Source organism: Archangium gephyra (assembly GCF_042230915.1).
In the GTDB taxonomy this organism is placed as follows: domain Bacteria; phylum Myxococcota; class Myxococcia; order Myxococcales; family Myxococcaceae; genus Archangium; species Archangium gephyra_B.
The window spans coordinates 6,132,915-6,144,831 of record NZ_CP102578.1 but is presented as its reverse complement, the minus strand read 5'-3'; the positions used below and the strand labels follow the sequence as shown (position 1 = coordinate 6,144,831).

The 11,917-nt window shown below is 69.7% G+C and carries 15 protein-coding genes; 12 read left to right on the top strand and 3 right to left on the bottom strand.

The genetic code is table 11. The features are described from left to right. The first annotated feature begins 7 nt into the window (after positions 1 to 7). The 12 genes from NR798_RS24070 to NR798_RS24015 all read left to right on the top strand — a co-directional run bounded on the left by NR798_RS24070 (position 8) and on the right by NR798_RS24015 (position 9,361). The gene (locus NR798_RS24070; protein WP_375764815.1) at positions 8 to 211 is read left to right on the top strand and encodes a hypothetical protein; all 204 of its coding nucleotides are present in this window, start codon (positions 8 to 10) and stop codon (positions 209 to 211) included. Between the two features lie 132 nt (positions 212 to 343). Then, positions 344 to 1,861, top strand: a complete 1,518-nt coding sequence (locus NR798_RS24065; RefSeq protein WP_375764814.1) for a hypothetical protein — start codon at positions 344 to 346, stop codon at positions 1,859 to 1,861. Between the two features lie 126 nt (positions 1,862 to 1,987). Then, the gene (locus NR798_RS24060) at positions 1,988 to 3,187 is read left to right on the top strand and encodes a hypothetical protein (RefSeq protein ID WP_375764813.1); all 1,200 of its coding nucleotides are present in this window, start codon (positions 1,988 to 1,990) and stop codon (positions 3,185 to 3,187) included. A 52-nt stretch (positions 3,188 to 3,239) separates the two neighbouring features. Further along, positions 3,240 to 3,641 (top strand): hypothetical protein, encoded by a 402-nt coding sequence (locus NR798_RS24055; RefSeq protein ID WP_375764812.1) that lies wholly within the window; start codon positions 3,240 to 3,242, stop codon positions 3,639 to 3,641. Between the two features lie 7 nt (positions 3,642 to 3,648). Then, positions 3,649 to 3,966: a hypothetical protein gene (locus NR798_RS24050; RefSeq protein ID WP_375764811.1), complete on the top strand. Its 318-nt coding sequence runs from the start codon at positions 3,649 to 3,651 to the stop codon at positions 3,964 to 3,966. A 51-nt stretch (positions 3,967 to 4,017) separates the two neighbouring features. Beyond that, positions 4,018 to 4,869: a hypothetical protein gene (locus NR798_RS24045; protein ID WP_375764810.1), complete on the top strand. Its 852-nt coding sequence runs from the start codon at positions 4,018 to 4,020 to the stop codon at positions 4,867 to 4,869. Between the two features lie 36 nt (positions 4,870 to 4,905). Next, positions 4,906 to 5,397 (top strand): hypothetical protein, encoded by a 492-nt coding sequence (locus NR798_RS24040; protein WP_375764809.1) that lies wholly within the window; start codon positions 4,906 to 4,908, stop codon positions 5,395 to 5,397. Further along, positions 5,394 to 6,059 carry a glycoside hydrolase family 19 protein gene (locus NR798_RS24035; protein WP_375764808.1) on the top strand — a complete coding sequence of 222 codons (666 nt, stop codon included), beginning with the start codon at positions 5,394 to 5,396 and terminating at the stop codon, positions 6,057 to 6,059. Before NR798_RS24040 ends, NR798_RS24035 begins: the two co-directional genes overlap by 4 nt. Then, positions 6,056 to 6,406: a hypothetical protein gene (locus tag NR798_RS24030; RefSeq protein ID WP_375764807.1), complete on the top strand. Its 351-nt coding sequence runs from the start codon at positions 6,056 to 6,058 to the stop codon at positions 6,404 to 6,406. Before NR798_RS24035 ends, NR798_RS24030 begins: the two co-directional genes overlap by 4 nt. Positions 6,407 to 6,935: 529 nt before the next feature. Further along, positions 6,936 to 7,277: a hypothetical protein gene (locus NR798_RS24025; protein WP_375764806.1), complete on the top strand. Its 342-nt coding sequence runs from the start codon at positions 6,936 to 6,938 to the stop codon at positions 7,275 to 7,277. 212 nt (positions 7,278 to 7,489) lie between these two features. After that, the gene (locus NR798_RS24020) at positions 7,490 to 7,726 is read left to right on the top strand and encodes a hypothetical protein (protein WP_375764805.1); all 237 of its coding nucleotides are present in this window, start codon (positions 7,490 to 7,492) and stop codon (positions 7,724 to 7,726) included. A gap of 1,080 nt (positions 7,727 to 8,806) precedes the next feature. Then, complete coding sequence (locus tag NR798_RS24015) at positions 8,807 to 9,361, top strand: hypothetical protein (protein WP_375764804.1); 555 nt, start codon at positions 8,807 to 8,809, stop codon at positions 9,359 to 9,361. A 1-nt stretch (position 9,362) separates the two neighbouring features. On the opposite strand, the gene NR798_RS24010 is transcribed toward NR798_RS24015, so the two are convergent. The 3 genes from NR798_RS24010 to NR798_RS24000 all read right to left on the bottom strand — a co-directional run bounded on the left by NR798_RS24010 (position 9,363) and on the right by NR798_RS24000 (position 11,908). Next, the gene (locus tag NR798_RS24010; RefSeq protein ID WP_375764803.1) at positions 9,363 to 10,484 is read right to left on the bottom strand and encodes a serine/threonine-protein kinase; all 1,122 of its coding nucleotides are present in this window, start codon (positions 10,482 to 10,484) and stop codon (positions 9,363 to 9,365) included. Positions 10,485 to 10,625: 141 nt separating this feature from the next. Continuing rightward, complete coding sequence (locus NR798_RS24005; RefSeq protein ID WP_375764802.1) at positions 10,626 to 11,510, bottom strand: ribonuclease H-like domain-containing protein; 885 nt, start codon at positions 11,508 to 11,510, stop codon at positions 10,626 to 10,628. After that, entirely contained in the window at positions 11,510 to 11,908 is a 399-nt protein-coding gene (locus NR798_RS24000; protein WP_375764801.1) for a (deoxy)nucleoside triphosphate pyrophosphohydrolase, read from the bottom strand. Before NR798_RS24000 ends, NR798_RS24005 begins: the two co-directional genes overlap by 1 nt. Between the last annotated feature and the right edge of the window lie 9 nt (positions 11,909 to 11,917).

Sequence of the window (11,917 nt, the reverse complement as noted above, 5' to 3'; positions counted from 1 at the left end):
CACGAAGATGAGCATCGAGAAGAGCGGCGGCGACGACGAGAACCGCATCGGGGGCCGCCGGTGGCTGGATCGGTTGGTCTTCTTCACCCTGGGTGCCGTTGCCGGCGGAGCCGGCGTGGTGGGCGTGGGCATCGCCACCGACACCATCACCACCGCGGACCTCCCCGGCGGCGCGCCGAAGGCCGGCGAGACGCAGCGCACGGCCACGTAGCACCGCGCCACCGCAGAGCAGTGAGCGGCCGCCGGCAGCTGGCGCAATGCCCCGAGCTCGCGGCCGCGTCGAAGTGAACCCACCGGCACCGAAGTACCGGCAGCAGTCCAAAACAACAGCAGGAGACACGAAGTGAGAAAGATTACCGCCTACGAGAACTCGCGCCGCAGCCTCAAGAAGGGCAGCGCCGCGTCCATGCTCATCGGCTCCATGGCGATGCCGCTGGGCACCATCACCTACGGCCACGCCATGCGCATCGAGCTGAATGTCGAGGCGACGGCCAACAACCCCGCGCTGACGCTGGCGCAGATCGACGACGTCCTCGAGAGCCTGCACTACAGCTTTCGCGCCTGCCACTCGCTGAGCGTCAAGTGGGAGCCGATCCAGGGGGAAAGTCTCCTGTCGCTGCGCGAGGAGTGCCGCCGCTTCCTGCGCGAGGAGTACGAGGATTTGGAGGACAGCGCGACGGGCCTGCAACAGGCGCTGACCACCGGGGACCACGTCCTCACCTTCACCGTCTACGTGCCGCTGTCCTTCGCGGCTCACGTCCTGGAGGGAGAGAAGGTGTTCGGTCTGGGCGTGGCGCAGATGCTCGACAGCTCGTGCTTCCTGAGCGTGGAGAGCGACGCCTTCCGCGCCATCTCTTCCACCCTGCGGCTGAAGGAGTCCTACGTCACGTTCTCGCCGCTCTGGCAGAAGGGCCATGAGCGCTTCATCGGTCTGCCGCTGGAGGTCTTCAAGCTCGTTTCCCCCGAGAAGGAGGGCATCGAGACCCCGCCCGGCCTGGTCTTCTCGGCCGAGCAGCTCGTGCCGCTGGATGAGACCCTGCTCGAGACGATGACGGTGACGGTGGGCGGCTTCCCGGTGGCCCGTGATGCGATGCCCGAGGACATCCAGCGGGCCTATGAGTCCTCCAAGGGCCTGAGCGCGCCCGAGGAGCTGATCGCGGATGCCCGCACCCTCATCTACGGGCCCAACGGTGACACGAAGTTCGCCCAGCTCATCCCCGGCAAGCTCACGGCGAAGCAGGACAAGCTGACCGAGCCCTGGGCCCTGCGCGTCGTCATGATGAAGTACCTCACCACCCAGCTGTGGTTCGAGCTGTGCCAGCTCGAGGCGAAGCAGCTGGACCCGGACGTCCAGCTCCTCGTGGTGAATGCCGCGGTCTACGATCGCGTCGACACCAACGCCGGACAGCTCGGCTTCTCCGGTGGGGTGGCCTTCACCAGCAAGGAGAACGCGTTCTATGAGAACGCGGGCGTTCGCGTGGCCAATGGTGTGTCGGAGGTCTATATCCCGCCGCACCAGGCCAAGCAGTACGCCCGGCGCATCATCGACGCGATGAAGCCCAGCGAGCGCTTCCCCAGCGGTGACCTCGGCGCGGTGAAGGGCATCTACGAGGAGGCCGGGTGGGGAATCGTGGCCTTCGTCGTCAACGAGCGTGGCGCGGAGTACCCCAGCACCGTGTCTCAGGCGGTGCGCGACATCATCGGCGGGTACGTGGCCGAGGAGGAGCAGCGGGAGCAGCAGGGGCGCCAGCTCATGGGCCAGCTCCAGGCGCTGGCCCAGAAGTCCAAGGTGCCGGTGACGGGCGGCGCGGCGCAGCCGGCGGGCAACACGCCCCCGGTGCGCCGGCAGCCCACGCGGTAAGCCGAGGGGGTGCGGTGTGCTTCGGCACGCCGCACCCCGCGGCAGACGGCCCCGGCCGCGCGTGCGTGCGCCGCAAGCCGGGGCTTCTTCTCATTCGCCAGCGCCGAGCGCGGGCAGGAAATCCAAATGCGTAAGTGGACACAGCGCCTGGAGCTGCTCACGGCTGCCTTGGGGCTCGGCAGCACCATCGCGAGTGTTGGCGGTGCGGTGGTGGCTGCGCGCCGGCAGCGGGTGCGGATGATGGGCGCGGTGCCGGATGAGACGGCGGGCGGAGGTGGCGAGGGCGGACACGGCGCGACGGGTGTGGGTGAGTACGAACCGCCGCAGCCGCGGCCCCCTCCGCCCAAGCTGCCACCGCCTCCCGAGCCCAGCGACGCCGTGAGGTTGCTGTCTGCCGGGAGCAAGGCCCTGGGGCCGATTCTCCTGGCAACGCCGCTTGCGCCGCTCTCCATCTTCGCGGGCCCGCTGCTCGCCGTGCTGGGCGCGCTGGCCGACGAGAACGAGCGGGCGAAGATTGCGCAACCGCGTCTGAAACAGGCTCTCGCGTACGCGTTGGATGGGGCGGAGTACGAAGGGTACATGGAGGCGTGGGCGGCCGGCGCGGCAGCGTGGGAGCAGGGCCTTCAGCTTCAGGCGCGCGAGTACTTTGACGGTGCGGAAGCCGCGGGCCGAGCTCGCCGGCTGGAGGTGGCGCAGCACATCGACCGGCTGCAGCGTGACTCCTACCGCGCGTGGATGGCGCAGCCGCACCCGCTTGTCTCGGCGCGCGACCACCTCTGGAATGGCTACACGCTGGGGGATGGCGGCTTCATTTGCTTCCCGAACGACCGCGACGGGGACCGCACCATGGTGACGTACCGGCGGTACGCGGACGGCGTGACGGTGCAGTACCACTGGCAGCCGGGCCACCCCAACTATGAAGGCGTACCGTTCACCCCTCCTACCCCGGCCGAGATTGCCGCGGCAGAGCGCGCGGAGGCCCTCCGTGCTGAGCAGAGTGCCTATGAGGAGCTGTTTGGAGATGGCAGCTCAGAGATTGACGACCTGAAGCGCCAAGGGGGAGGCGCGGTGCGCGGGAGGGTGGAGACCGCACGGCAGCCGGCACCGGTGCCCCTGCCACCTCCCGAGCCACCGGCGCCGCCGCCCCCTGCGCCGCCACCGGTGTCCGTCACGCCCCCCACGAAGGTGGGAGGCCCCGTGCCCAGTGTTCCGCCCCCCACCCCGCCGGCTCCCAAGCCGACTGTGTACGTGCCGCCGGGGAAGCCGCGCAAGGGCCCAGTGGGCAAGGAGCTGCCCGAAGACATGAACGAGCGCGAGAGCTGGTGAAGGAGAGCAGATGCGGAATGGAGGTGCTGTAGCGGCTGCGAGTGCGGCCGCGATGCTGGTTGGCTGGTGCGCCGGGCTCATCATGAGGGACCGGCAGCAGGTGGCGGGGCCGGAGGACCTGCCCGCTCCGGGGGACGGTGCGCGGCGCGGTTTCGCTGCTGGTGAGCCGCCCCCCAACGAGGTGCTCGAGGAGCGCAATGCGCGGCTCGAGGACGACGCGGTGCCCCTGCACGAGATGGGCGGGGGAGATGGCTTCGGGGGCCATTCGGAGCCCGGCGACGGCTTCGTTGCTCCCCACCCCGATCAGCCGGTGGAGCCGCCTACGCCCCCCAGGAAGGCGCGAGACATGGAGGCGGCCGGGGGCAGCTACGTGGAGATGCTGAGGATGAGGGACGACGGCGCCGGCGGCGTCGTACCTCCCTGGAAACTGCCGCCGGACCTACTGGAGCTGTGAGGCAAACGTGAGTGGAAGCAATAGCAGCGGAGGCGACGGAGGGCTCAAGGTCGCAGCGGCCGCCGGGGCCGTCTTGAGCCTCGTGGGAATTGGCCTGGCCGTGAAGTCGAGCAGTGACACCAAGCGCCAGGCCGCCGCCGAGCGGGAGCAGCTGCGCGAGGAGATGCGGGACCGCGAGGACCAGCTGCGGCGCGAGCTGGAGAACCGCACGCCCGCGCAGAGCACACCGCAGGGCAGCGGGAACTCGCGGACGCCGCCGTTGGACCTCGGGGGCCTGGTCAGCTCCGTCCTCGGAGGTCTCTTCGGGGGCGGCGGCATCTTCTGAAGGACGAAACGCAGCATCAACAACGCAGTGAAGGAAGGCGAAGCAACGCAGATGATGACACCTGGTGAAGTGCTGATGGTGGACGCCAACGGGAAGGTGCGCTGGACGCTCCCCGCCCCAGTGGCAGCGTTCCAAATTCTCCCGGCCGCCGGGAACCGCGGTGGTTACCCGCTCAAGGCCATCGTCAATCCCGAGGACACGGAGCCGACGGATGTCACCGTGCTGGGCCCCAGCGATGAGGCGGGCGCCGCGGGGACGGCGGCGCGCGTGGTGGAGGTGGTGAACGCCTCGCCGGGAGACGTGTACCAGCTGTTCGCCGGCAGCGGGGCCGAGGACCGGCGCCGCCTGATGGTGAGGACGGGCGCGGATGGCTACGCGGCCGTGCGTCGTGCGCCGTCCGTCGTGCTGTTCTCGAAGGTGTTCGGGGGCACGGGCATCATGGGCGCGCAGCTGCTGTCGGGCTCCGTCTACATCCACCCGGCCCCGCTGTCCGACGGCGGCGTGATTCTGGACACTGCCATCGCCGCGCCCTGGGACGTCGGGCAGTACACCGGGGTGCGGATGGTGTTCGAGGCAATCGCCCCGTATGCCGCGACGAGGTTTCAGCCCTTCATCGAGCTGGTTCCCGGGCCGGAGAGCCATCTCTACCCCACCTTCGCCGCCACTCCCCTGCCGCGCGTGTACCTCGGCACCAACAACTACGGTGCGGGCAGCATCCTGCAACACGGGCACGCCGTGCTCGGCGCTCACGTGGACCTCAACGACCCCGAGCGCACCATGTCGCCGGAGTGGTCGCCGTGGCTGCGGTTCGGCGTGGAGGTGGCCGGCGGGACGTTCCCCGACACGACGGATCCCCTGTGGGTGATGTCCATGCAGCTGCGGCTGACCGTCACGGCCTGGTGAACCATGGGGGCCCTTTCGGTACAGCAGCTTCGCGAGATGGACGCCCACGAGAAGTTCGTGCGCGAGGCCGTCGAGACGGCCGAGGACAAGGCCGACAGCTGGTTTAGCAACTGGCGGAATGCGTCGGCCGACCAGATGGCCGGCGCGGTGCGCCAGGCCCGGGAGCTGTTCACCGACTGGGCCACCCGTCGCAAGGGATGGGTGAGCGCCGGCGTCAACGATGACCGGCGCCCCTACTCCCTGGAGGAGTGGCTGCGGTACGGCAACGAGATTGCCGCGCTCGTGACGGAGACGACGCGCGACTTCAACGCCTACAGCACCGAGAACGCGGTGGAGTACACGGCCATGGAGTCCGTGCAGGACGTGGCCGACGCCGCGGAGGAGCTGGGAGAGACAATCGAAGTCATCGGGAAGAACGTCTCCCGGCCCTGGGTGCTGTACGCGGCCGGGGCAGGGCTCGGGCTCGGGTTGCTCGGCTACGCCCTGCGGCCGCTGGCGCAGATCATCGGAAAGGCACGTGAAGCATGAAGGCGAGGACGAAGGCACTGCTCGCGCTGCTGGCTGCCGGTGGTGTTGCGGCCGCCGGCACCGCGGTGATGGTGCGCAAGCTGGATGGCAGCGGCGACGGGGACGGCGAGACCGGGGATGACCTCACGCTGGACGAGCTGCGCCGCATCATGCCGAAGCTGTCGGACATGAAGGCGCGCGAGTACCTGCCGCATCTCAACGTGGCCCTTGCGGAAGGGGACATGTTCGCCAACGTGGAGCGGCTCGCGATGTTCCTGGCGCAGCTCGGGCACGAGTCGGACGGGCTCACGAAGTGGCTGGAGGTCGGGACCGGCGAGGCGTACGAGGGGCGGACAATCTTGGGCAACAACGTCCCGGGTGATGGGCCGCGGTTCAAGGGGCGCGGGCCTATCCAGCTCACCGGGCGGTATAACTACGCCACCGTGGGCAAGGCCCTGGATATCGACCTGGTCAATCACCCGGAGGATGCGGCCCTTCCGTCCGTCGGCTTCCTCGTGGCCGTCGAATACTGGAACAGCCGGCGGCTGAGTCCGCTCGCGGATGCTGGAGACCTCGTGGCGGTGACGAATAAAATTAACGGGGGCCTCAACGGACTCGAGCAACGGCGGATGTACTACGAGCGGGCCCTGACGGTCCTCGCGCACCGGAGGGCCGTAGCATGAGCCCCGAGATTCTCGGAGCGCTGACGGTGGCGGCGAGCGCTATCGCAAGTGGCGTGACGAGCGCCATGGCCAACACGCGCGCAGTCCGGCGTCAGGTGCGGAAGCTGCGGCGCACGGTGAGCAACCAGGCGCGGGCGATGAAGCGCCTGGAGCAGGGCCAGGTGGAGACGCGGGGCCGCGTCGAGGGCCTGGAGAGCTTCCAGCGCCAGGCAGAGCGGCGCATCTCCTGGGTTATGGGTGGCGTGCACGCTCTGCTCGGCGCCCTGCGCGTGAAGCACTCGCCAGCGAATGGCGTTGCACTGGATGCCGAGGCCACGGGCGTGGCCGTGGCGCGAAAGGCAGGCTGAGATGTCGCGAGGATGGCCGACGATGTGGGAGCCGAGTGCGAAGGACATGAAGCGAGGCCCCCGCGGGCTGAAGAAGGGCGATACCGTCTATCCCCGGATTTCTCCTGTGTGGCCTGCCGAAGTCGTGAGGGCGCCGGATGCAAAGGGCTTCGTCACCGTGCGGTGGTTTTACCAGGGGAGCACCCCCACCGGCACGGTGCACAAGTCCGGCTTGCAGAGGCAGCCCCCGCGCACGAAGCAGGCCCGGAAGGACCTGGAGCGCGCTGCGCGCCCCGCGCCGCCGCCCGTCCCGTACCCCGCGCGCGCGGGGTGAGCTGCTGGAGCTCCGGCGCAATGCGCGGGCACCAGGTCGGGAGTTGATGGCCGACCCCAGGGGCCCTGGAGCCCAGCGCCGCCGGGCCCGAGAGTGCGCCAGGCTGCGGAGTCCTGAACCCACCCCAGCAGTCCACGCCGGCCCGCTACTCGCACTGAGTGGCGGGCCGGTGCCGTTTCGGGAAGTGGCCGCATCAGCCGGGTGTTTCGGCCCTCCATGAGGAACAGAAAGCTTCCGGTTGTTGTGGGGATGTCCACGGCCGTCCGCGAGGGCTTGGCGGCGTCGCTCGCGCATCTGCCCGAGGAACTCGCAGACGCGGTGTCAGAGGCCCTGCGGTGTCTCGCGACGGCGCCGCCCGTGGATGCGGTGAGCGGCCTAGTTCTACTCATCGGGTTTCAGCAGCAGAATGTGGCGATGATGTTGGCGGAGTACGTGGCGGAGGGCGCGGCCGCCCTCGCGCGAGGGGAGTCGACCATTGGTGTCGAGGCCATGGCGCGCCTACTCCACTCCTGGACTGAGCGGGGGTTGACGGTCCCCGGGGGGATGGCTCAGGCGTAGCACCTGGTGCTCACCACCTGGTGCACGAGGACCTGGTGCTCACCACCTTGTGCGCGAGGGCCTGGTGCCGCGCAATGCGCGCCTCGAGCACGGTCGCGCGAGGCGCCAGCCGCCCGCCACCTCGGCCGTTGTGGAGCTGCCCGGCAGTGCGCACCCGTCGGAGTATGGCAAGCAAACGGCGACACCAGACGGCGGCAACCCACGGCGCGTCCGTGGTCGAGGCGGTGCACGACGCGGTGGAGGCTCTGGAGGGGCTGAGCCTGGAGGACATCCGGCAGGCCGTGAAGGTGCTCCCTCACACGCTCCACGAGCACGCAGCGGCGATCAACCGGCATGGGAGCGTCCAGGAAGCGAAGAAGCACGGCTTCCTGATGGAAGCATCCGCAATGCTAGGACGAGTGGACGCCCTGCTGCGGGAAGCTCTCAGCGTGCACCAGGGGGAGAGCTAGCGCCCGCCCCGGGCGGGATTAGCAGTCCGCCTGGTGGGCCGCTCCAGCTCCCCAGCGTGCGCGCTGGTGCCGGCGCCGCCGGGGCCTGAAGCGCCGCCCACCAAACCAGCCAGTCCCGCAGGCTGCGCCGCTCGGCGTCGGCCCGCTCCAGGAGCTGGCGCACCTCGGGCGTCCTGGACCGCCACTCGGTGCCCAGGACCTCTGCGAACTGGGCAGGGGTGCAGCGGTAGCAACGCACCCAGTTCCCTGCCCCGTGGCGATGGCCGCGACACACCCAGACCCCACACACCCTGCAACGGCGCCAGGAAGGGCCCCCGCAGCCATCCAGGCGGCATCGGCGGGGGCGGCGGGCAGGGTCATCGCTCCAGGGCATGGCGCGCGTCTACGGGGCAGTGTGGCCACGTGAACAGGAGCCGGCGGGTGCCGTTGGGGCACCCTCCCCTACCCCGGGTGGGCGCACCACTAGGGCTAGGGGTAGAGCAGCTGCACGCCCCACTACCCCTAGTGGGATCCCACATCCGCACCCTTACACCCTTGCTGTACGGAGGGGCGGGTGCCTAGTGTGCGGGTCAACAGCTCCTCTCACCGGCAACCCCGGTGGGGGGAGCGCCCCGGGGAGTTGTGGGACTCACCCGAGGCGCTCCACGCGGGCAGCGTTCCTAGGCGCTGGCCGCTTCCTGGTAGGTCCCTCGCGTTCCTAGCGCGGGCGGCCGTCCAGCCAATGGCGCCCCGGACCTGGATGCTTTGAACGTCGTCCCCCACGGACGGCACGGTAGCGGGCCCGTCTGACGGCGCCCGCACATGGTGCGTCGTGGTGGAGCTGCGCTCACAGGCGAAGTGGTACACCCGAGCGGCCCCCGCGCGCCAGTCACGCTTTCTAACGCCTGTCAACTCGGACAGAAGCCGACCTTATCAGACCCAACGTCAGAGGGAAACGGGGTGGCGCCGGGCGTCCTCGGGCCCGTCCCCCAGCCCCCTGGGAATGTCCCTCCGGGTCTCCGGAATGGCGTTTCCCAGCAGCCGGAGCCTGGCTTTCGCGCTTCTCGGTCCGGGCGTTGAGACATAGGGTCTGCGAGCCCTATGCGACTCCTCCGTTTGAGCTTCGCCGTCTGCGCGGCCGCGCTCGCCGTGGCCGGATGCCCCAAGCCCTCCGCCCCTACCGATGACGCGGGCGTCACCGTCGCCGGTGAAGCCGAAACGGCCGCTGAAGCCGACGCGGGGCCCGGTCCCGCGTCGTTCTCGCTCCAGTACACGCTCCCGGATGCCGGCCTGGAGGCCATTCCCCTCGTGGGCGAAGAAGAAGGCCGTCCGCTCATCGATCCCACGTCGACGCTCGAGCTGCGCAGCACACTGGCGCTCCGCAACTACCGCGTCCGCCTGTTCGACGAGGCCGAGCGCGCCATGGTCTCGGACGACTCCGCCGAGGAATCCCCCAACGGGCTGCTGTACCGGATCTCCCTGCCCACGCCCCTCAAGAGCGGCCACAAGTACACCCTCGTCATCGACGCGCAGTCCGGCACGTCGATGACGGATGCCCAGGGCCGTGAGGTCCCCGACATGCGGATTCCCTTCCAGGTCTCCGGCGAAAAGGAAAAGCCGCAGCCGCCGCCCAAGAAGAAACAGCGCCGGCGCTGACTCAGTGCTCGTTGCGCCGCGGCGCCGTGTCCGGGAACACCTCCGGCTCCAGGACGTCCGCGGACTCGCGCAGCAGCTCCGCCTCCTTCACGGCCACGAGCACCTCCCGCGCCGCCTCCGGCCGTCCGTACGAGCGCCCCTGGACCACGAGGAACTCCCGGAGCGCATCCCGCAGCTCCAGGCCGGACTGGTAGCGCTCGGCCGGCTCCCGCCGCAGCGCCCGTTGCACCACGGCCCGCAGGGGCTCTGAAATCCCCTGGGTGGCCCGCTCCACGTCCTCCGGTCCGAACCGCTGGATGCGCGCCGCCATCTGCGCGATGGGCACCCAGCTGGGCTCCTCGCAGTGCGCCTCGGCCAGCGCGGCGGACGCCACCGGCCCGGACGCCTGCGCCGCCTGCTCCACGTCTTCCAGATCGAACAGGTGCTTGCCCGTGAGCAGCTCCAGCATCACCAGCCCCAGCGAGAACAGATCCGAGCGGTGATCCACCTTCTCCAGGCGCATGCGCTCCGGAGACGCATAGGCGATGTCCCCGCGCAGCACGTTGGCCGTGGTGGCCTCGCGCCCGGGCAGCAACGAGTACGCCACGCCGAAGTCCACCAGCTTCACCTCGCCGCTGCTGCCCACCCGGATGTTCTCCGGGTTGATGTCCCGGTGGACGATTCCCAGGGGCCGTCCGTGCTCGTCCGTCCGCGTGTGGGCATGGTGGAGCGCGTCCGCGACCTCGGACACCACGTGGCAGACGAAGGCCTCGGACATGGGCCGCTGCCGCATGGCCGTGACGCTCAACACCGTCTCCACGGAGCGGCCCTCCACGTACTCCATCACCACGTACGGCAGGCCCCCGTGCAGCACCAACTGGTACACCTTGGCGATGCCCGGATGGTCCAGCCGGTACGCCAGCTGGACCTCTTCCTTCAACCGCTGCTTCTGCTTCTCACTGACGGGCCGCGACAGCCGTTTGATGATCACGGAGCCGGCGGGCCCCTTCGCATACCGGCGCCGGGCGAGCATCAGCTCGCCATTGCTGCGCCGTCCCAGCTTGCGGACGAGCTCGTAACGGGTCCCATCCACGGAGAACAGCAGCCGGGGGTGGTTCGAGGACTCGGGCCTGTCGATGGACACTCGGGCTCTCCTTCGCGACGCCAACGCCGCGCCAGTGAAATGCCGGAGGTAGGGCCCAGACGCCGAACCTCTAGCGTCAGCCACCCTACCAGAGCGGGCTGACACGGCGGCACGACTTCTCCCCTCGGGTTCCGAGGGGCGTCAGTCCTGGTGCAGATCCCGATCCTGGGCGCGCACCCGCTCGAGCACTCGCAGATCCCTCTCCGTGGGCCCCAGCTCCATGATGAGCCGGCTCACGTCGTAGAGGACCTCGCCCCGCTCGAACACCGGCACCCGCGGCTCGGCGTCCAGGTTCAGATCGTCCAGGGCCCGGTTGTACGCCTTGTCCATCAGGCTCCGGAGCTGGAACGAGTCATAGAGGTTGTACTCGACGAGGAAGCGCAGGGCCTCCACGTCCCCGCGCGCCAGGTACGCGCGCCACAGCAGCACCGCGTCCCACCCGTTCACGCCCTTCATGTGCGGCGGCCGCCCCAGCCCCAGCTTGTCCTCGATCTCCTTCAGCCCGCCGCCCATCCCCAACCGCCGGCACACGAAGCGCAAATCGATGTGGGCGTCCGGCGTCGGGAAGCGCTTGCCGAAGTAGTCGCGCAGCACCGGCACGTCGAAGCACGAGCCGTTGAACGTCACCCACAGCCGCCGCTCCGCCATGGCCTCCGGCAGCTCGTCCATGTTGCGGCCCTGGATGAAGACGCGCAGGCCCGCGTCATCGAACAGGGCCACCACCGTGGGCGCCTGCTCCTGCTTTCCGTCCGTCTCGATGTCGAAGTAGACCGCGTCGCGCGCGAACTCGGGGTACAGCCGCCAATGCTCCCGCGGCGGCACCATGGCGGCCAGGCCCTTCAGGTCGCGCCGCTCCAGGGCCTCGCGCGCCAGCGCCAGCCGCCGACGGGCGCCCTCGTCCAGCTTCTGGCCGAGCACCGACCCGTTGTCCGGAAAGTCATCCCAGGTGTGGATGCCCCGGGCCCACAGGTCCTTCTCCTTCCAGGGACCCACCCCCGGAATGAGCTGGAAGGTGCGCCGCAGCATCAGCCCAGCGGACCCAGCCTGCCCGCTACCAGGTCCTCCAGGGGCGGAATGTCCGCCTCGCAGAACGGCAGCGCCCGCATCTCCACCGGCGTCAGGAAGGCCAGGGCGTTGGCTCCCAGCGTCTTCGGCTCCCCCGACGTCAGCCGGGCCGCGTACAGCACCAGCTCCACCGTCAGGTCCGAATACTCGTGTCTCCCCGCCCATAGCCGCCTCCCCACGAGGAGCTGCACATCCAGCTCCTCCCGGCACTCCCGAGCCAGTGCATCCGGCTCGGACTCTCCGGGCTCCACCTTGCCGCCCGGAAACTCCCAGAGGAGCCCCCGGCTCCCGCCCGGCAGCCGCTGCTGCACCAGGAACCGCGAGTCATCCCCAGGCTGGGGAATCAGGGCGGCCACCACACGGACCGT

What these genes read in the sequence shown, in the direction of transcription:
- NR798_RS24070 (WP_375764815.1), top strand. Translation starts at nt 8, where the DNA reads ATGAGCATCGAGAAGAGCGGCGGCGACGACGAGAACCGCATCGGGGGC.
- NR798_RS24035 (WP_375764808.1), top strand. Translation starts at nt 5,394, where the DNA reads ATGAAGGCGAGGACGAAGGCACTGCTCGCGCTGCTGGCTGCCGGTGGT.
- NR798_RS24055 (WP_375764812.1), top strand. Translation starts at nt 3,240, where the DNA reads ATGCTGGTTGGCTGGTGCGCCGGGCTCATCATGAGGGACCGGCAGCAG.
- NR798_RS24045 (WP_375764810.1), top strand. Translation starts at nt 4,018, where the DNA reads ATGATGACACCTGGTGAAGTGCTGATGGTGGACGCCAACGGGAAGGTG.
- NR798_RS24040 (WP_375764809.1), top strand. Translation starts at nt 4,906, where the DNA reads ATGGACGCCCACGAGAAGTTCGTGCGCGAGGCCGTCGAGACGGCCGAG.
- NR798_RS24015 (WP_375764804.1), top strand. Translation starts at nt 8,807, where the DNA reads ATGCGACTCCTCCGTTTGAGCTTCGCCGTCTGCGCGGCCGCGCTCGCC.
- NR798_RS24025 (WP_375764806.1), top strand. Translation starts at nt 6,936, where the DNA reads ATGAGGAACAGAAAGCTTCCGGTTGTTGTGGGGATGTCCACGGCCGTC.
- NR798_RS24030 (WP_375764807.1), top strand. Translation starts at nt 6,056, where the DNA reads ATGAGCCCCGAGATTCTCGGAGCGCTGACGGTGGCGGCGAGCGCTATC.
- NR798_RS24060 (WP_375764813.1), top strand. Translation starts at nt 1,988, where the DNA reads ATGCGTAAGTGGACACAGCGCCTGGAGCTGCTCACGGCTGCCTTGGGG.
- NR798_RS24005 (WP_375764802.1), bottom strand. Translation starts at nt 11,510, where the DNA reads ATGCTGCGGCGCACCTTCCAGCTCATTCCGGGGGTGGGTCCCTGGAAG.